At 52.5% G+C, this 265-nt stretch carries 1 protein-coding gene; it reads right to left on the bottom strand.

Features of this window, described 5'->3' with window-relative positions:
* A partial coding sequence (locus tag INT22_RS20975) for a DUF3458 domain-containing protein (protein ID WP_226912694.1) occupies positions 1-265 on the bottom strand: 265 nt, incomplete at both ends.

Raw genomic sequence — 265 nt, 5'->3', positions numbered from 1 at the left:
AACGCAAGGTCTTCACGCGAATAGGGAAAGTGTAGCTTTACGGGTGCAGAAAAATCGCGCAGCAGTGAAGGAACAGGCGCTTCAGCAACATCAGTAAAGACAAACGTCTGCTCATCTTCAGTGAGATGAATAACAGCGTCGTTACCTAGCTTCTCACCTGACAGTGTTAATGTCAGGTCCTGCCCCGACTTGGTGCCCACTAGCCCCATACGTACGGGAATGTGTAACGGCAGCTTGTCTGATTGCCCTGGAGTCGCGGGGGGAC

This window comes from Halomonas sp. 3D7M, assembly GCF_014897885.1.
Classification (GTDB): domain Bacteria; phylum Pseudomonadota; class Gammaproteobacteria; order Pseudomonadales; family Halomonadaceae; genus Vreelandella.
Note: the sequence above shows the minus strand (reverse complement) of the source record. Positions and strands in the feature narration are given on the sequence as shown.